Below are 16753 nucleotides of genomic sequence, written 5' to 3'. Positions count from 1 at the left end.
CGCGGCCGGTCCGGCATGACGTGCCACCGCCCGGTGTCACCCGATCACCGGAGAACCTGTCTCAGACCTGCGTGTCCTCGGGGATGCTCACCAGCCACCGGGTCGCGCGGCGGGGCCTCAGGTACAGGGCCCAGTAGAGCGTGGCGACGGCGGTGATCCCGCCGGTCCAGAGCAGGTACTCGGTCTCCTGCTGGGTCAGGATGTACGCGAGGACGAGGATGAGCAGCACCGGGATCGCGGGCCAGAGCGGCATACGCCAGGCGGGTGCGTCGCGGTGGGAGCCACGGCGGCAGAACAGCGCCGCGACGGCCACCAGCAGGTACATGGCGGTGACGGAGACGCCGGTCACTCCGTACAGGGTGTCGAGGTTGACGAAGCAGAGAGCAGCTCCCGGGATGCCGACGAGCAGCGTCGCCACCCACGGCGAGCCGAACCGGCCGAGCCGGGAGAGGGCCTTGTTGACCGGGGCGGGCCACGCCTTGTCGCGGGCGGAGGCGAACAGCACCCGGGAGTTCTGGATGACCATGACGATGCCGGCGTTGATGATGGCGAGGGCGACGCAGAGGCTGACGAACGTGCCGACGGCCGAGTTGGACCACGCCTCGACCATGCCGCTCAGGTCGCCCGAGGTCAGGGCCGCGAGGTCGGGGGCGCCCATCGTGATGGCTATGACGGGAACGAGGATGACGGCCGTCGAGATGGCGAGCGTGGCCAGGACCGTACGGGCAACGTTGCGCCGCGGGTCCTCCAGCTCCTCCGAGAGGTAGACGGCCGTGGAGAAGCCCTGCGTGATGAAGAGGGCGATGGCGAGCCCGGAGACGACCATCATGGCGGTGACGGTCGAGCTCGTGCCGCCCGGCACCGCGACGGAACCGTGCACCAGCGCGGAGGCGCCCCGCTCGGAGTGGGCGAACCCGAGAATGGCGACGACACCGGCGGCGATCACTTCCAGCACCAGGAAGATGCCGGTGATCCAGGCGTTGGCACGCAGGTCGAGGAGGCCCGCGAGGGTGGCCAGCAGCATGACGGCCGCTCCGGCGAGGGAGGCGGGGATGTGCACGAGGGGTGCGAGGTAGTCGGCGGTCCCCATGGCGATGACCGGGGGCACGATCATGACGACGAGCAGGGAGAGCACGAAGACGAGCCACCCCGCGAGCCGGCCCGCCATCGTGGACACCATGGCGTACTCGCCACCGGCGCTGGGGATGAGCGTGCCCAGTTCCGAGTAACAGAAGGCGACCGCGATACAGAGCAGCGAGCCGATCGCGATGGTGAGCGCGGTGTACGTACCGAGGCCGGCGAACAGGTCCGGCACCACTACGAAGAGGGTGGAGGCGGGAGTCACGCAGGAGAGCGTGAGCAGGGTCCCCCCGACGACGCCGATGGAACGCTTGAGCTTCTGCGGGGTGGGTCCGGTCGCGGGGGCGAGTGCCTGTGGAGCGCTGAGCGTGTCGGTCATCGAGTCGGGTTCCGATCAACAGGTGCGATGTCTGAGCGTGGGAGCGGTATCGCCTCCGGACGAGGTGTGATGGATGGTTCCGGTGCTCCCAGCGCGTCATGCAATACCGACGCGTTCCGCAGGTCAATAGCAGTTTTCCTTCGGAATTCGTTGCCTGGAGATCATCGGTCAACGATTTGCCGCCAAGATTGCGTCGGGGCAACGGGATCGGCCGCTGCGGGAACCGCAGTGCGGGCGCTCGAAAAGTTTCGTTCAAATCCACCCGCCGTTCGCCGGTGGGCCCGGTGGTCACGGCCCTACGGACCGTGCGGTTCCGGGACTTGTCGCCCGTGGGTCGCGATACGCCGGCTTTGGTGCGAGCCTGGATGCATGACTTGGGCGTCCTGGACGACACGCGGAGTTTACTCGGGGCACGGCGGCGTGCTCACCGAGGAGGTCGGGCCGCTGTCCGGCGACCTGACCGTCCACACCACGTGGGCCGAGGGCATGGCGCAGATCACTGTGCAGTACACCGATGCGGCCGACTGGTTCACGATGGCGGGCAGCCCCGTGCCCTGCCCGTCGGAGGAGGCCAGCCGGTCGCTGCACGAGGCCGCGGTGGAGGCCGTCCGGCAGGGTGCGGCGGCCACGGTCCCACAGCCCGGCCCGGACCGGACGGCGGGGGAAGCCGCCGCCGAGTAGCCCAGCGCGACGCACACGTCCGGGGGCCCGTACGCAACCGCGTACGGGCCCCCGGACGTGTGGACGGCGCGAGGGTCAGCCGGCCTTCTTCACGAACTCCGTCGTGTACGTCTTGGAGAGGTCGACGTCGGCGTTCTGCAGGTTGGGGTTGAAAGCCTTGAGGACCCGCTCGACGGTGGCCGGCCCGTCCGGGGGCATCACGCCATCCGTGGTGAACATGGGCAGGGTGCTCTTGATGGACTGGGCGTAGAGAGCGGCGCCTCCGCCCTGCGCGTAGTCGGCCGGCATCTTGGCGGCGATCTCGTCCGCGCTGTGGGACGACATCCACTTGAGGGTCTTCACGAAGGCGTTCGCCAGCTTCTGCACGGTCTTCTTGTGGCTGTTGACCCACTCGGTCTGCATGTAGAGGCTCGAGGACGGATAGAGCCCGCCGAGAGCCTGCTTGGAGCCCTCCGGTGTCCGCATGTCGATGAGGATGCGGCCCAGCTTCTTGTCCAGGATGGTGGCCACGGTCGGATCCGTGGTCATGCCGCCCTGGATGGAACCCTGCTGGAGCGCGGAGATGAAGGTCTGCCCGGCGCCGACCGCGACGGGGGTGAACTCGCTGGTCTTCACACCGTTGTTCACGGCAAGGTACTTCGTCAGGAAGTCGGTGGACGAGCCAAGGCCCGTGACGCCGAGCTTCTTGCCCTTGAAGTCCTTCGCCGACCTGATGTCGCCCGCGGCCTGGTTGGAGACGATCTCGACCTCGCCGGGCGCCTGGGAGAACTGGACCACGGACTCGACCTGTTTGCCCTTCACCTGGAGGTCGAGGGTGTGGTCGTAGAAGCCCACGGTGCCCTGTACGTCGCCGGAGACCAGGGCGGTCTCCGCCTGGACGCCGGCAGGTTCGGTCAGCAGCTGGACCGACACCCCCTCGTCCTTGAAGTAGCCGAGTCGCTCGGTGAGCATCGCGGGCAGGTAGATGACCTTGTCCAGGCCGCCCACCATGATCTTGACCCTGTCGTTCTTGTCACCGGAGGCGGAGGTGGAGTCGCCTCCGCAGGCGGTCAGGCTCGCCGCGGCGAGCACTCCGGCGACGGCGAGTGCCGGGATCCGGGGGGACATACGCATCTGGTTCACGTCCTTGTGAAGAGGAGTCGCTGGAGAAAAAGCGAAGGAGTGGAGGAGCGGTCCGGCACGGGTCAGCGTGCGGTGTCGGCGTCGGCCGGCTTCCAGCGGAAGAGCCGCTTCTCCAGGAAGGTCAGCAGCCCTTCGGCGAGCAGCGCGACGATCGCGAGGATGACCATCGCGGCGTAGACACCGGCCGAGTTGAAGGTCCCCTGTGAGGCGGCGACCAGCAGGCCGAGCCCCTTGGTCGCTCCGATGTACTCCCCGACGATGGCGCCGATCAGGGCGAACCCGAAGCTGACGTGCAGGCTGGTGAAGATCCACGAGGTGGCCGAGGGGATGACCACCTGAAGCGTCACCTGACGGTTACTGGCGCCCAGGATGCGGGAGTTGGCGACGAGATTACGGTCGACCTCCCTCGCCCCCTGGAAGGCGTTGAAGAAGACGGGGAAGAACACCAGGACCACCGCGGAGGCGACCTTGGACGCCGGACCCAGGCCGAACCAGATCAGGAATATCGGGGCGAGCACGATCCGGGGCAGTGCGTTGAGCACCTTGATGTACGGGCCGAGCACATCGGCGGCGAAGCGGACGCGGCCGAGCGCGATGCCGAGCAGAACGCCGGCGATCACCCCGATGACCCAGCCGAGCAGCGCCTCGTACAGCGTGTACCAGATCTGTTCCCACAGGGAGCCCTGGGCGGTGCCGTCCGTCACCCAGATCCGGATCTGGTCCCAGATCTTCGAGGGCATCGAGAAGTTGAACGGATCGATGACGGCGGTCCTGGCCAGCCACTCCCACAGCCCGACGACCGCGACGAGTACGGCGATCCGGCTGCCCAGCACCAGCATCCGGCGGTTGCGGGCGGCCCGGGCCCTGGCGGCGGTCCGCCCGGTCCCCGCGGCGGCGGGCTTCACGGTGACGGTCTCAGGCAGCATCTGCGGCGCCCCTCTCACGCGTGATGCGGACCTCTTCGCCCAGCGAGGACCAGATCTCGCGGTAGATGTCCAGGAACCTCGGCTCCAGCCGCACCTGTTCGACCTTGCGCGGGCGCGGCAGCCCGATCTCGAAGACCTCCTTGACGGTGGCCGGGCCCGCAGTCATCACGACGACCTTGTCGGCCAGGGCGATGGACTCCTCCAGGTCGTGGGTGACGAAGACGACGGAGGCGCCGGTGCCCGCCCACAGCTCCAGGAGTTCGTCGGACATCAGGGCCCGGGTCTGCACGTCGAGGGCCGAGAACGGCTCGTCCATCAGCAGGATCTCCGGGTCGTTGACGAACGTGGCCGCGAGGGCGACCCGCTTGCGCTGTCCGCCGGAGAGCTGGTGCGGATAGCGGTCCTCGAACGAGGTCAGGCCTACCTTCGCCAGCCAGGCCCGAGCACGCTCCTTCGCCTCGGTCTTCGGCACGCCCCGGAAGCGGGGTCCTGCCATGACGTTGGACAGGACGGTCCGCCAGGGGAAGACCGCGTCCTGCTGGAAGACGAAGCCGACCTTGTCGCCGATGCCGCTCACCGGCCGGCCGGCGACCAGTACCTCGCCCTCGGTGGGCTCCTCCAGCCCGCTGATCAGGGTCAGGGTGGTCGACTTGCCGCATCCGGTCGGTCCGACCACGGCGACGAACTCGCCCCTGCCGATCGTCAGATCCAGATCCCGTACGGCGGTGTGGAGCGCCCCCGACGGAGTCCGGAACGCTTTGCTCGCCCCCCGCAGCTCGATGGCGGGGCTCGTTTCGCTGTTCATGGGGCGGGACGCTAGGGGCGGTGCGGCACGGGCGGGAGCCTTGCGCCCACAACTGCGGGTTGTGCCCGTAACCCGTGGTTCTGCCCATTGTGCTCACACCCTTACAACGAAGCGGAGCCGGGGGCTAGGCAGCAGGGGCGGGGGCGTTTACGTTGCGTGCACACGGAACGAATCGGAGCACCGGATTCGAGGGCGGCGAAACGGCAGAGGGGCGACGGCATGCGGATCCACTGGCCCCGTCGTGTCTTCGCACAGGTCCTGCTCACCCAGGTCGCCATCACCGCGGGCGTGGTCATGCTCGTCACCGGGCTCTTCCTGGCCCCCCTCAGTCACGAGCTGGACAACCAGGCGATGCGCCGGGCCCTGTCCATCGCCCAGACCACCGCCGCCGAACCCGGACTGGTGGACAAGCTGCTGAACACCGAGCCCAGTCCGTCCGGGCCCGTGCAGGCCGAGGCGGAGCAGATCCGGCGGGCCACCGGGGCGTTGTACATCGTGGTGATGGACACCCGGGGGGTCCGCTGGTCGCACACCGAGACCGACCGGATCAGCCGGCATGTGTCGACCGATCCGAGCACGGCGCTGTCCGGGCGCGAGATCATGCAGATCGACATCGGCACCCTGGGCCGCTCGGCCCGCGCCAAGGTTCCGCTGCGCGACCGGCACGGCACGGTGGTCGGGGCGGTCTCGGTGGGCATCGCCTACAAGAGTGTCCGGCAGGGGCTGCTGGGCACCATTCCGGCTCTTCTGCAGTACGCGGGTGCCGCACTGGCCGTCGGGGTCCTGGCGGCCCTCGCCGTCTCGCGTCGGCTGCAGCGCAACACCCACGGTCTCGCCTTCGCCGACATCTCCGCGCTTCTGGACGAGCGTGAGGCCATGCTGCACAGCATTCGCGAGGCCGTACTGGCACTGGACGCCCGGGGCCGGATCCGGCTGCTCAACGACGAGGCGCAGCGGCTGCTGGACCTGACCCCGGAGGCGGTCGGGCGGCCCCTGGGCGAGGTGCTGGCTCCGGGCCGTACGGCGGAGGTGCTGGCGGGGCGGGTGGACGGGGCGAATCTCCTCACGGTGTGCCGGGGGCGGGTCCTGATCGCCAACCGCATGCCGACGGGGGACGGCGGTGCGGTCGTGACGCTGCGCGACCGCACCGAACTCGAACTGCTGGGCCGTGAACTGGACTCCACACACGGTCTGCTCGACGCGCTCCGGGCCCAGGACCACGAGCACGCGAATCGGCTGCACACCCTGCTGGGTCTGCTGGAGCTCGGCCGGCACGCGGCCGCGGTCGAGTTCGTCACCGAGGTGGCGGACGGGCGCCGCGCCTCGGCCGAGCAGATCGCCGAGCGGGTCAGCGACCCCCTGCTGTCGGCTCTGCTGGTGGGCAAGTCGTCGGTCGCCGCCGAACGCGGCGCGTCCCTGCGCATCTCCCCCGCCACCCGGCTGCCCGATGTCGTGGTGGACCCGCGCGATCTGGTGACGGTGCTGGGCAATCTCATCGACAACGCCCTGGACGTCGCCACGCTGGTCGAGGTGGAACTCCTCGCCGAGGGCGCCGACGCGGTGCTGCGGGTCAGCGACAACGGCCCCGGGGTGCCGGTCGCGATGCGGGACCGGATCTTCACTGAGGGCTGGTCCACCAAGGAGCCCGCGTCGCACCGGGAGCGTGGCCTCGGACTGGCGCTGGTGCGCCGCCTCGCCGAGCGGTACGGCGGCGCGGCCCGGATCACGGCCCGGGCCGGTGGCGGTGCGGTCTTCACCGTGGTGCTGCCCGAGGCGCTCGCCGTACGGCAGCTGAGCGAAGTGGGAGAGTCGCAGTGATCGATGTTCTGGTGGTGGACGACGACTTCCGTGTGGCGGAGATCAACGCGGCGTACGTGGCCAAGGTGCCCGGGTTCCGTGTGGTCACCCGCGCGCACACGGCCGCGCAGGCCCTGTCCGTGCTCGACCGCGAGCATGTGGACCTGATCCTGCTCGATCACTATCTGCCGGACCGGACGGGCCTGACGCTCGTGCGTGAGCTGCACCGGCTCGGTCACCCGGCCGACGTGATCATGGTGACGGCCGCCCGCGATGTCGTGACCGTACGGACGGCGATGCGGTACGGGGCACTGCAGTATCTGGTCAAGCCGTTCAGCTTCGCAGGTCTGCGTTCCAAGCTGGAGAGTTATGCGACGCTGCGCCGCACGCTGGAGGGGGTGGAGAGCCGCCGGGGCGAGGCCGGGCAGGAGCAGGTCGACCAGATCTTCGGGGCCCTGCGCACCACGGAGTCCGTGCCGGGGGCCGGACTGCCCAAGGGGCATTCGGCACCCACCGCGGACGTGATCCGCCAGGTGCTGTCGGCGGCCGGTGAACCGCTGTCGGCGCACGAGGTGGCGGCCAGGGCGGGCCTGAGCCGCTCGACCGCCCATCGCTATCTCAAGTACCTGGAGGGGGCGGGCCGGATCAGCCTCAGCCTGAAGTACGGCGACACCGGCCGGCCCGAGCACCGCTATGCCTGGGCCGCGGCCGGCTGAGCGTACGTGAGCGCGGTGCCGTCCGGTGCCTCAACGCCGCCCGCCGGTACGGCGGTCGAGCATCTCCCGCCTGATCGCTGCCGCCGTGCTCCTGGCCCGGTCCGAGGGTGCCCTGCCGTCGGCCTGGGCCGGCACGAAGCGGTGCAGGGGGCTCGCGCAGCGCGGACACGGGGAGTCGGTGGTGATCAGCCGGCCGTCCTCGCACCTCGGATCGGCGCAGAGTCCCGGCCTGAGCAGTTGTTCGGCAATTTCGAAGGGCTGCCGCCTGCGCCCTTCGTCGTCCTTCTCCTGGAGCGTGTGGGACCACCGGGAGTTCCACCGCCGCTCGACCCGGTCCAGGAGCTGGTCGGGGCTGCGCCGTCCCAGTTCCCGCCGGATCAGGGCGACGAGTTCGTTCGGGTAGCGGCCGCCGAACGCGCGCATGAGCGGCGGCGGCAGCGCGTGCAGGAGATAGCCGATCGGATCGGCTGCCGGCCGCTGCCATCGCGGGCACTGGCACTCGCCGTCGGCCGCGAGCAGCGCTCCGCATCGCCCGCACAGTCCTCGGCAGTCGCCGCAGAGCCCGTGGTCGAGACCGTCCAGATGCGGGGCGGGCGCCCGGCCGCACTCCCGGCAGCAGGACGCGCAGAGTCCGCAGAGGCGCTCGGCTCCGACTGCGGTCGTCCAGGGCCGCTGCTGGCACCGGCAGCAGCGGCTGCTCCTGCAGTGTTCGTGATGGACGGCGCCCGGATCGCGTCCAAAGGCAGGAAATGACATGGCTGCGCTCTCCGGGTCCCGGTTCGGTGCGACGCCCGGCAGTCGTTGCCACGCCGGGCGGGACCGCGGTCCGACCCGCCCGCGCCCCACCCGACCGTTTCACACCCGAATGCCAGGGACCCCCGATGGTACGCATCATGCGACCCGTTGACCGAAATGATCATGTTCGGTTCCGGCCGGGACCGTTCGTGCGCGTTCCCGGACCGCTGCTTGACCTTGCCGCCGGCGGCAGGGTTGCACGATCACGGCATGAACAGCAGCCCAGCAGCCTCCCTCAGCCGGATCGTCGTTGTCACCGGAGCCGGAACCGGCATCGGCCGCGCCACCGCGCACAGCTTCGCCGCCGAGGGGGCCACCGTGTTCGCCGTCGGCCGTCGCCCCGGACCGCTCGCGGAGACCGCTGCCGGAACGAGCGGATCGTGCCGCTGGTGGCCGACGTCACCGGCGCCGGGTAGCCCGAGCGCATCGTCCGGACCGCGCAGGAGACGTACGGCCGGCTCGATGTGCTGGTCAACAACGCCGCCGTGGTCCGTAGTGGCGCACTCGGCACCCTCTCCACCGCGATGATCGATCCGCAGATCGCCACCAACCTGGTCGCGCCCGTCCTGCTCTCCCAGGCCGCACTCCCCCTGCTGGAGGCCGCCGGCGGCCCATCGTCCGTCTCGCCTCCCCGGACGCCTCGTTCATCACCGGTGTGACTCTCCCGGTCGACGGTGGTGGCGTGACAGGAGTGAAGGCGGAGGTGGTGGGGGTGCTGATCGGTGAACTGGCCGAGGCGACCGGTACGACCGCACGTGCGTTGCGCCACTACGAGAGCGCGAAGCCACCGGTCCGGCCAGTGCGGTCTGTCTGGGCGGCGATCCGCCCTTCGAGGACGGCCAGCCGTTCGCGGCGGTGAGGGACCGGCTGGCCACGGCACTGCGGGCCCTGTCCGGTGACTCCGTCCCTCGTCAGGGCTTGATGCTGCTGACGACGTCCGCTGTGGCCGTGAGGCCCTCCTGGATGGTGGGGGCCATGCTCGTGCCCGCGAGGAAGAACCCGAGGAGGGCGCAGACCAGGGCGTGCGAGACCTTCAGTCCGCCGTTGCGGAGGAAGATCACCGCAAGAATCAGCAGGAGCAGCACCAGTGAGATCGAAATGGCCATGGCCAACCTCCTCCGCCGCGCCGGAATTGCGGCATTCGCCGTCAGTTTGGCGTAGCGGAGGAGCCATCCGGCGCACTGGCGTGTCCGCCAAACGGGTACGGCTGCGGCGCGTTGGCGGTGGGCCCTGCGGCTACCGCGCCTGCCGGTCGTGGGTACGGAGGAAGCGGGCGAGTGCCGCGAGGTCGTCGGTGTTGAGGTGGTCCACCCCGGCGGCCAGCAACTCGGCCCAGACCGCCTCGCGCTCGAGGCCCGGGACATCGGGCGTGGCCCAGAAGCGCACGCGCTGCCCCGCGCGGTGGGCGGCGGCGGTGATCGCGCGCAGCGCTTCCCGTTCGGCGGCCGGGACGGGGCCCGCACCGAGCCAGCTGAACGTCTCCGTCCAACTGCTGCTGATGAGAGGGATGAACGAGGCCGTGGCCGCGGTGCCGAGGTCGTCGAGCCTGCCGTCGTAGAAGGCGTACCGGGTGTGCTGCTCCTCCATCGGGGCGCGGGCGGCCCGGTCGCCGGAGATGACGGGGGTGACGGCTCCGGGCCGCACCCGGCCGTGCTGGAAGGAGGTCAGCATCTGCCGGTGGCGGCGGAGTTGGCGGTCGAGTTCCGCGTAGGCGGCGGCGCCGTCCGTCTTGATGTCGATCAGCAGTTGGACGGGGGTGCGGTCGCCGGGGAACACGGTCCCGTGGTTGGCCCGGACCCTGGCGAGGAGTGGATCGAGGTAGAGCGCGGAGAGGGTGCGGGCGGGGTCGAGGTCGGTGGCCTCGTGGGCGACGAGCAGTTCGCCGTCCACGAGGAAGATGTCGGCCTCGACACTGGTGAATCCCTGGGCCAGTGCGTCGTGGAGCGGGCGGGCGTGCAGATAGTCGTTGTGCGCGTGCGCCCGCAGCAGCGGCCGGGGGCCCCGGCCGTACGGGGCTTCGCTCGCGGTGGCCGTCCGAAGGGGTACGAAGGTGGCTGCGGCCGCGGTGGCCAGAGCGGTGGTGACGACGCGGCGGCGGGTGGGGAACGCCATGGAATCTCCCGGTTGCGAGGCGTGCCGGACGAGCGGACGCGACCGAGTATGGAAGCCTCGCGCAGCAACATGGGTGCGGATGACCAGAGTTGGCTCGTTCGCCGCCCGCGTGTCGGCCCGCGTTCCGCCCGCCGTGGCCGGATCCGTACGAAACGGCCCTGCCGCAATCACGGCGGAGCGGGGGCGCGTCCACGCGTCCCCGCTCCGGTCCTGACGTTGTCGCTACGGCGCCGGCAGCTCCATCAGGGCGGCGACGGTGTCACGGTGACGGCCCGCGGTTCCGAAGGCGGTCGCGTCAGCCTTCGCCCGCTTCAGATACAGGTGCGCGGGGTGCTCCCACGTCATCCCGATGCCGCCGTGCAGCTGGACGCACTCCTCCGCGGCGTGGACGGCGACCTTGGAGCAGTACGCCTGCGCCACGGCCACTGCCAACGGCGTGTCGGGACTGCCCGTCGCGAGCGCGTCGGCGGCGTTCCGCGCCGCCGCACGGGCCGACACGACCTCCAGCCAGAGCTGCGCCATGCGGTGCTTGAGCGACTGGAAGGATCCGACCGGGCGGTTGAACTGGTGGCGCTCCCGGGTGTGCCGGACCGTCTCGGTCAGGCACCATTCGGCGAGTCCGAGCTGCTCGGAGGCGAGGAGTCCCGCACCGGCCAGCAGCCCCCGGTCCACCGCGGCCCGAGCCGCCCCGGCGTCCGCGAGGCGGGTGCCGGTGGCGCCGGTGAGGGTGACGGTGGCGAGCGGACGGGTGAGGTCGAGCGGGACGAGCGGCTGAACGGCGACACCGGGCGCGTCCGTGTCGACCGCGTAGAGGCCGTCGGCGGTGGGCACCAGCAGCACGTCGGCGGCGGCCGCGTCGGCGACCGGCCCGAGTGTCCCGTCGAGGGCTGCGGTCACCACCGGCGTGTCCGACGCCGCGGCGGAGAAGGGCGCGGCGAGCACCGCGACCTTGCGGCCCGCGGCCAGTTCGGCGAGCAGCTCGCCCACGGGCCCATCCTCCGGGCCGAGCGCCAGGAGCGTCTCGGTGGCGACGACGGAGCTGGTCAGGTACGGCGCGGGAGCGACGCTGCGCCCGAGCTCCTCGATGACGACGGCGGCCTCGCGGTGGGTGGCGCCCTGCCCGCCGAGCTTCTCGGGCACCAGCAGGCCGGCGGCGCCGATGTCGGTGGCGAGGGCCTTCCAGAGCTGCGGGTCGTACGGCGTGTCGGACTCGGTGCGGGCGATCACCGTCGGCGCGTCGGCCCGGTCGGCGAGCAGGGAGCGGACCGCGGCGCGCAGATCCTCCTCGGCCTCCGAGTACAGCAGGTCCGGCGCCTGGCCGGGTTCGGTCTGTGCGGTCATCGGGAGAGGTCCTTCCAGGCGACGTCCTTGTCGTTGCGCGGCTCGGCGGGCAGGCCGAGCACGCGTTCGGCGACGATGTTGAGCAGTACCTCGCTCGTGCCGCCCTCGATGGAGTTGCCCTTGGAGCGGAGGTAGCGGTAGCCGGCGTCACGCCCGGTGAAGTCGACGAGCTCCGGGCGGCGCATGGTCCAGTCGCTGTACAGCAGCCCTTCGTCGCCGAGGAGTTCGACTTCGAGGCCGCTGATCTCCTGGTTGAGCCGGGCGAAGGCGAGCTTCATGCCGGAGCCCTCGGGTCCCGGCTGTCCGGCGACGAGCTGCTGGCGCAGGCGCTCGCCGGCGAGACGGGCGACCTCGGCCTCGACCCAGAGGGTCAGCAGGCGCTGGTGCAGGTCGTGGGTGCGCAGCTCGGGGCGTTCGCGCCAGGTCCTGGCGACGGGGCCGATCATGCCGCCCTCGCGCGGGATGCGGGATCCGCCGATGGAGACGCGCTCGTTCATGAGCGTCGTCTGCGCGACCTTCCAGCCCTCGCCGACCGCGCCGAGGCGCCGGCTGTCGGGAATGCGCACCCCGGTGAGGAAGACCTCGTTGAACTCGGCCTCGCCGGTGATCTGGCGCAGCGGCCGCACCTCGACGCCCGGGTCGGTCATGTCGCAGATGAAGTAGCTGATGCCGCGGTGCTTGGGCACGTCCGGGTCGGTGCGGGCGATGAGGATCGCCCAGCGTGCCACGTGGGCGCTGGACGTCCAGACCTTCTGCCCGTCGACCACCCACTCCTCGCCGTCGCGCACGGCGCGGGTTCCGAGGGCGGCCAGGTCGGAGCCGGCGCCCGGTTCGCTGAAGAGCTGGCACCAGACCTCCTCGCCGACCCACAGGGGGCGCAGGAAGCGCCGCTTCTGCTCGTCGGTGCCGAAGCCGAGGATGGTCGGGGCGGCCATGCCGAGGCCGATGCCGATGCGGCGCGGGTCGTTGTCCGGGGCGTTCGCCGCGGCGAGTCCGGCGTCGACGACGGGCTGGAGGGAGCGCGGCGCGTCGAGGCCGCCGAGCCCGGCCGGGTAGTGCACCCAGGCGAGTCCGGCGTCGAAGCGCGCCTTGAGGAAGTCGGTGCGGTCGGTGGTGGCCGGGGGGTACGCCGTGAGCAGTTCGCGGGTTCGGCGGCGCAGTTCCGCCGCGTCCGGGACGGTCATCGGGCGGCTCCTGACGGGAGGACGACGATGCGGCCGGTGCTGGTGCCTTCGGCGACGCGCTGGACGGCGGCCGCTGCCCCGTCCATCGCGACGCGCTCGCTGATCAGCGGCTTGATGACGCCCTGCGCGGCGAGGCGGGTGAGCTCCTCGTGGCAGTCGCGGACCGCCTGCGGGTCCTTCGTGTTGTACAGGCCCCAGTGGAGCCCAAGGACCGAGTAGTTCTTGACGAGGGCGTGGTTGAGCCCCGGGGTGGGGATGACACCGCTGGCGAAGCCGACGACGATCACCCGGCCCTCGAAGGCGATGCACTTCACGGACTTGGCGTACGCGTCGCCGCCGACCGGGTCGTACACCACGTCGGCGCCACGACCGCCGGTGAACTCCTTGACCGCGGCGACGATGTCCTCGGTACGGCGGTCGATGACCAGGTCGCAGCCGAGTTCGGCGGCGGCCTTGGCCTTCTCCGGGCCGCCGACCACGCCGATGACGGTGGCGCCTGCGGCCTTGCCGAGCTGGACGGCCGCGCTGCCGACGCCGCCTGCCGCGGCATGGACGAGGAGGGTCTCACCGGCCTGGAGACGCGCTCGGCGGTGCAGTCCGAACCAGCCGGTCTGGTAGCCGATGTGCAGGGCCGCCGCCTCGGCGTCGTCCAGCGCGTCGGGGGCCGGCAGCAGGGCCGCCTCGTCCGCGACGACGTACTGGGCGAAGCCGCCGTTCGGCAGGGCCGGGGTGGCGAGCACCCGGCGCCCGTCCTCGGTCCGGCCGCAGATCTCCACGCCGGGCGTGAAGGGCAGCGGGGGCCGCACCTGGTACTGGCCGCGGCAGAGCAGCGCGTCGGGGAAGTTGATGTTCGCCGCGAGCACCTCGATGAGCACCTGCCCGTCGCCGGGCGTCGGCCGGTCCGTTTCCTCGAGCCGCATCACCTCGCTCGGCTCGCCGTTCCGGTGCACTCGCCATGCCTGCATGAGGGGCCTCCACAACACTGTCGGCATTACCACTGCTCCGGCGCATACTAAGCGGTCGCTTGCCCCTGTGGGAACAACCTGCGGGTGACCGATTCGGCCGGGCGGCGACATGAGTGCGCCCGGCCCCGCCCCTGGAGGTGCGGCGGCGCCGGGCGCACGGGCAAACGGTGCCGCTACTTCCCGACCACGACCTCCGCGATCACGGGGGCCGCGGAGCCCGCGTGCCAGGCGAGGCGTACGGCGTCGGCGGTCCGGCCCGCCGCGTCGATCCTCGTGTACGGGCCGTCGAGCGTGCCGATGGTCTGCCAGCTCCCGTCCGCGTTCCGCGCCTGGATGTCGGCCGCGGCCTCGGAGCCGGCCGGCTGGAGGACCGTGACCGCCCCCACCGCACGCGCGGCGACGAGGTTCACCTGAAGCCCTTCGCCCGCCTCGGGTGCGCGCGAGGCCCGGTACACGCTGCCCGGGTCGCCGTCGGCCGCCGAGCGCAGCGCCGATCCGGCGGCGGCCGGCGGGTTGCCCGTGATCTCGCCGTCCGTGGTCGCCACGCTGAACTCACGGACGACGAGCCAGCTGTTCTGACCGGCGGTCGCCCTGGCCCGCACGTAGCGGGCCTCGGTGCCCGCGGGGACGGTCGCGGTGACATCGGGCTTGCCGGAGAACTCGGTGAGCCGTGTCCAGTCCTGCCCGTCGGACGAGTACTCCAGCACGCCCGCGTGGAGGTAGTCCTCGGTGCTGCCGGGCTTGGCCATGGCGAGGGTGACTCCGCTGAAGTCCCTCGTCTCCCCGAGGTCGACGGTGAGCTGGTCGCCCGCCGCGGGCGCCCCGTCACTCCAGAAGTAGGTGGAGTCGTCGCCGTCGAGGATCCGGGCGAGGGTGTTGGACTGGTACGTGCCGAGGCTCGTCGCCGCCGTGGGCCGGCCGCTCACACCGAGCTCCTTGTCGTGCTCGGCCGTGGCCGCGCCGATGAAACCGTCCAGGGCCCCGTCACCCACGAGGACCGGCACCTTGCCTCCGCCGAGCCCGGTGTACGTGAAGGACTTGGCGTGCTCGACCTGCGCGGGCAGCTGCTGCCGGAGCGCCCAGGCCCGGCCGCCGTCTCCGGCGCGGGCCGCCTCGACCATCCGCAGGGCGGTGCGGGCCGCGGTCGCCCAGGACTCCGTAGCGTCCAACCAGGGGCCCGAGTCCTCGATGAAGCCGCGGTCCGGAAGGTCCGCGCGCAGCCGGGCCGGAGCGGCACCGAGGTCGGTGAGCACCGAGGTGAGCCGCTTCGCGTCACCGGACTTCCAGTAGCGGGCGAACTCGGCGGACAGCTCCGGCGCCTTGTCGGTGTTGAGCGCCGAGCTGTAGTTGACGTCGGCGAAGGCACGCAGTGCCCGTTCCGTACGGGAGTCGCCGCCCGCGTACTCCTTGAGGCCCTTGCCCCACGAGGTGCGCGCGTCGTACGCCCCGTCGTTCCAGGCGTAGTCCGCGACGGTGTACAGCGAGAGCTTCGAGGCGTACGGCTGGATCATCGGGTTGGCGGTGATCCCGGCCAGCCGGCCCGGCAGCCCCTTCTCGCGGCCGTTGAACGGGCCGAGGAGCAGCCGGTTGGTCGCGTAGTCGTTCACCGGGTAGTTGTCCCAGGTCAGGATCGGGTGCCCGAACACCTTCCGGGCCGCGTCGGCCTGAGCCACCGTCATGGTCGGCGCGACCACGCCGACACCGGTCCACTCGACGAGCACGTCCGGGTCGAGCTGTTCGGAGAGGGCCGCCTTGTACGGGGACGGGGACACGTTGTAGTACTCGGTGGGGACCATCTGGAGCGGCTCGGCACCCGGGTGGGTGGCGATGAACTCCTGGTTGACCTTGTTCAGCAGATACGCCTGTGCCGCGCCTGCCGCACCGCCGCCGGTCCCCCATTTCGCCTTGTCGGCGTCACAGTTCCAGTTGGTGTAGCTGATGTCGTCGAGCGGCACCGCGAAGGTGCGTACACCGATGTCCCAGATCGTCTGGAACTTGTCGACGAGCGCCTTCGCGTCCGCGTCGGAGCTGTAGCAGACCGACAGGCCGGGAGAGAGCGCATAGGTGAACTCGACGTGCCGCTGAACCGCGCGGTCGGTGAGGTCCTTGATCTGGGCCAGCTGGTCGGCGGGGTACGCGTCGCGCCACTTCTCGCGGAGGTAGGCGTCGTCCTTGGGCGAGTACACGTAGATGTTCATCTTGTGCTCGCCGTAGTAGTCCAGCTGATCGAGGCGGGCCTCGTGGGACCACGGGGTGCCGTAGAAGCCCTCGATGACGCCGCGCAGCGCGGTGCCGGGCCAGTCCCGGACCGCGAGTCCGGCGACGCGAGCCCCAGGGTGTGCCTGCTGCGGCAGGATCTGGCGCAGGGTCTGCGCGGCGTAGTACGTGCCGGTGGCGTCCTTGCCGGCGAGGACGATCCGGCCCGCTCCGATACCGAGGACGTATCCGTCGGCGGGCAGCTCGGAGGGCCCTTCGAGCTTCTGGGCGGCCAGTGCGCCGGAGTCGCCGACGTGGACGTTGAGCCCGTTCGGGGCCGGCCTCGTGGCACGGACGACCCGCTGTGCACCGGCCTTGCGCAGGGCTGCCGTCACCACGTCGAGCGTCGGTCCGTCGGCAGTCCCCCCGGCAACCAGGGTGACGGTGGGCGTGATCGTGACCCGGTCCGGTCTGTTCTGCACGGACTGCGGGGTCGGGGTGATGGCCGGGGTGTCCTGGGCCTTGGCCGGCGGGCCGGCCGGGCTGCCGTCGGCCGCCTGCGCGGTGGGCAGGGCGGTCAGCAGACCACCGGCGAGCAGGGCCGCTGCCGCGGCGATTGCGGTGAGGCGGGGTGGGCGAGGCGTCACAGATCCT

General features: G+C 71.2%; 14 protein-coding genes and 2 pseudogenes. 5 read left to right on the top strand and 11 right to left on the bottom strand.

Annotation, left to right across the window (positions count from 1 at the left end; genetic code table 11):
- Positions 1 to 61: 61 nt before the first annotated feature.
- Positions 62 to 1459 (bottom strand): APC family permease, encoded by a 1398-nt coding sequence (locus tag ACIBJG_RS30895; RefSeq protein ID WP_399312469.1) that lies wholly within the window; start codon positions 1457 to 1459, stop codon positions 62 to 64.
- A 369-nt stretch (positions 1460 to 1828) separates the two neighbouring features.
- Here ACIBJG_RS30895 and ACIBJG_RS30890 point away from each other — a divergent pair, with 369 nt between their 5' ends.
- Positions 1829 to 2140 (top strand): hypothetical protein, encoded by a 312-nt coding sequence (locus ACIBJG_RS30890; RefSeq protein WP_399312467.1) that lies wholly within the window; start codon positions 1829 to 1831, stop codon positions 2138 to 2140.
- A gap of 75 nt (positions 2141 to 2215) precedes the next feature.
- Here the strand turns inward: ACIBJG_RS30890 and ACIBJG_RS30885 are convergent, their stop codons facing one another.
- The 3 genes from ACIBJG_RS30885 to ACIBJG_RS30875 form a co-directional block, all read right to left on the bottom strand.
- Positions 2216 to 3253: an ABC transporter substrate-binding protein gene (locus tag ACIBJG_RS30885; RefSeq protein WP_399312465.1), complete on the bottom strand. Its 1038-nt coding sequence runs from the start codon at positions 3251 to 3253 to the stop codon at positions 2216 to 2218.
- Between the two features lie 71 nt (positions 3254 to 3324).
- Entirely contained in the window at positions 3325 to 4188 is an 864-nt protein-coding gene (locus ACIBJG_RS30880; RefSeq protein ID WP_399312463.1) for an ABC transporter permease, read from the bottom strand.
- Positions 4178 to 4993, bottom strand: a complete 816-nt coding sequence (locus ACIBJG_RS30875) for an ABC transporter ATP-binding protein (RefSeq protein ID WP_399312461.1) — start codon at positions 4991 to 4993, stop codon at positions 4178 to 4180. The genes ACIBJG_RS30880 and ACIBJG_RS30875 overlap by 11 nt, the downstream gene beginning before the upstream one ends.
- A gap of 219 nt (positions 4994 to 5212) precedes the next feature.
- On the opposite strand from ACIBJG_RS30875, the gene ACIBJG_RS30870 reads away from it, so the two are divergent.
- Both ACIBJG_RS30870 and ACIBJG_RS30865 read left to right on the top strand, forming a co-directional pair.
- Positions 5213 to 6811, top strand: a complete 1599-nt coding sequence (locus ACIBJG_RS30870; protein ID WP_399312459.1) for an ATP-binding protein — start codon at positions 5213 to 5215, stop codon at positions 6809 to 6811.
- Complete coding sequence (locus ACIBJG_RS30865; RefSeq protein ID WP_399312457.1) at positions 6808 to 7506, top strand: response regulator; 699 nt, start codon at positions 6808 to 6810, stop codon at positions 7504 to 7506. Before ACIBJG_RS30870 ends, ACIBJG_RS30865 begins: the two co-directional genes overlap by 4 nt.
- A 30-nt stretch (positions 7507 to 7536) precedes the next feature.
- Here ACIBJG_RS30865 and ACIBJG_RS30860 read toward each other — a convergent pair whose 3' ends face one another.
- Positions 7537 to 8262, bottom strand: coding sequence for a hypothetical protein (locus ACIBJG_RS30860; protein WP_399312456.1), 726 nt, complete (start codon positions 8260 to 8262; stop codon positions 7537 to 7539).
- 249 nt (positions 8263 to 8511) lie between these two features.
- On the opposite strand from ACIBJG_RS30860, the pseudogene ACIBJG_RS30855 reads away from it, so the two are divergent.
- Both ACIBJG_RS30855 and ACIBJG_RS30850 read left to right on the top strand, forming a co-directional pair.
- A pseudogene (locus ACIBJG_RS30855) lies at positions 8512 to 8912 on the top strand (SDR family NAD(P)-dependent oxidoreductase); the annotation flags it as partial.
- A 101-nt stretch (positions 8913 to 9013) separates the two neighbouring features.
- Positions 9014 to 9082, top strand: a pseudogene (locus ACIBJG_RS30850) (MerR family DNA-binding transcriptional regulator); the annotation flags it as partial.
- Positions 9083 to 9212: 130 nt separating this feature from the next.
- Here the strand turns inward: ACIBJG_RS30850 and ACIBJG_RS30845 are convergent.
- The 6 genes from ACIBJG_RS30845 to ACIBJG_RS30820 all read right to left on the bottom strand — a co-directional run bounded on the left by ACIBJG_RS30845 (position 9213) and on the right by ACIBJG_RS30820 (position 16746).
- Positions 9213 to 9407 carry a hypothetical protein gene (locus ACIBJG_RS30845; RefSeq protein WP_362544789.1) on the bottom strand — a complete coding sequence of 65 codons (195 nt, stop codon included), beginning with the start codon at positions 9405 to 9407 and terminating at the stop codon, positions 9213 to 9215.
- Positions 9408 to 9537: 130 nt separating this feature from the next.
- A complete protein-coding gene (locus tag ACIBJG_RS30840; protein ID WP_399312454.1) occupies positions 9538 to 10413 on the bottom strand; it encodes a phosphatidylinositol-specific phospholipase C/glycerophosphodiester phosphodiesterase family protein in 876 nt (291 codons plus the stop codon).
- A 222-nt stretch (positions 10414 to 10635) separates the two neighbouring features.
- Positions 10636 to 11754 carry an acyl-CoA dehydrogenase family protein gene (locus tag ACIBJG_RS30835; protein ID WP_399312452.1) on the bottom strand — a complete coding sequence of 373 codons (1119 nt, stop codon included), beginning with the start codon at positions 11752 to 11754 and terminating at the stop codon, positions 10636 to 10638.
- Complete coding sequence (locus ACIBJG_RS30830; RefSeq protein WP_399312450.1) at positions 11751 to 12938, bottom strand: acyl-CoA dehydrogenase family protein; 1188 nt, start codon at positions 12936 to 12938, stop codon at positions 11751 to 11753. The genes ACIBJG_RS30835 and ACIBJG_RS30830 overlap by 4 nt, the downstream gene beginning before the upstream one ends.
- Positions 12935 to 13903 carry an NADPH:quinone oxidoreductase family protein gene (locus ACIBJG_RS30825; RefSeq protein ID WP_399312448.1) on the bottom strand — a complete coding sequence of 323 codons (969 nt, stop codon included), beginning with the start codon at positions 13901 to 13903 and terminating at the stop codon, positions 12935 to 12937. The genes ACIBJG_RS30830 and ACIBJG_RS30825 overlap by 4 nt, the downstream gene beginning before the upstream one ends.
- A gap of 173 nt (positions 13904 to 14076) precedes the next feature.
- The gene (locus tag ACIBJG_RS30820) at positions 14077 to 16746 is read right to left on the bottom strand and encodes a beta-N-acetylglucosaminidase domain-containing protein (protein WP_399312445.1); all 2670 of its coding nucleotides are present in this window, start codon (positions 16744 to 16746) and stop codon (positions 14077 to 14079) included.
- Positions 16747 to 16753: the final 7 nt, after the last annotated feature.

The sequence above is a fragment of the Streptomyces sp. NPDC050422 genome (assembly GCF_044458665.1).
Lineage (GTDB): Bacteria > Actinomycetota > Actinomycetes > Streptomycetales > Streptomycetaceae > Streptomyces.
The sequence above is the reverse complement of the archived record's forward strand: the minus strand, read 5'-3'. Positions and strand labels throughout refer to the sequence as shown.

Coding starts and splice junctions, on each gene's coding strand:
- ACIBJG_RS30895 (WP_399312469.1), bottom strand. CDS start 1,459: ATGACCGACACGCTCAGCGCTCCACAGGCACTCGCCCCCGCGACCGGA.
- ACIBJG_RS30890 (WP_399312467.1), top strand. CDS start 1,829: ATGACTTGGGCGTCCTGGACGACACGCGGAGTTTACTCGGGGCACGGC.
- ACIBJG_RS30885 (WP_399312465.1), bottom strand. CDS start 3,253: ATGCGTATGTCCCCCCGGATCCCGGCACTCGCCGTCGCCGGAGTGCTC.
- ACIBJG_RS30880 (WP_399312463.1), bottom strand. CDS start 4,188: ATGCTGCCTGAGACCGTCACCGTGAAGCCCGCCGCCGCGGGGACCGGG.
- ACIBJG_RS30875 (WP_399312461.1), bottom strand. CDS start 4,993: ATGAACAGCGAAACGAGCCCCGCCATCGAGCTGCGGGGGGCGAGCAAA.
- ACIBJG_RS30870 (WP_399312459.1), top strand. CDS start 5,213: ATGCGGATCCACTGGCCCCGTCGTGTCTTCGCACAGGTCCTGCTCACC.
- ACIBJG_RS30860 (WP_399312456.1), bottom strand. CDS start 8,262: ATGTCATTTCCTGCCTTTGGACGCGATCCGGGCGCCGTCCATCACGAA.
- ACIBJG_RS30845 (WP_362544789.1), bottom strand. CDS start 9,407: ATGGCCATTTCGATCTCACTGGTGCTGCTCCTGCTGATTCTTGCGGTG.
- ACIBJG_RS30840 (WP_399312454.1), bottom strand. CDS start 10,413: ATGGCGTTCCCCACCCGCCGCCGCGTCGTCACCACCGCTCTGGCCACC.
- ACIBJG_RS30835 (WP_399312452.1), bottom strand. CDS start 11,754: ATGACCGCACAGACCGAACCCGGCCAGGCGCCGGACCTGCTGTACTCG.
- ACIBJG_RS30830 (WP_399312450.1), bottom strand. CDS start 12,938: ATGACCGTCCCGGACGCGGCGGAACTGCGCCGCCGAACCCGCGAACTG.
- ACIBJG_RS30825 (WP_399312448.1), bottom strand. CDS start 13,903: ATGCAGGCATGGCGAGTGCACCGGAACGGCGAGCCGAGCGAGGTGATG.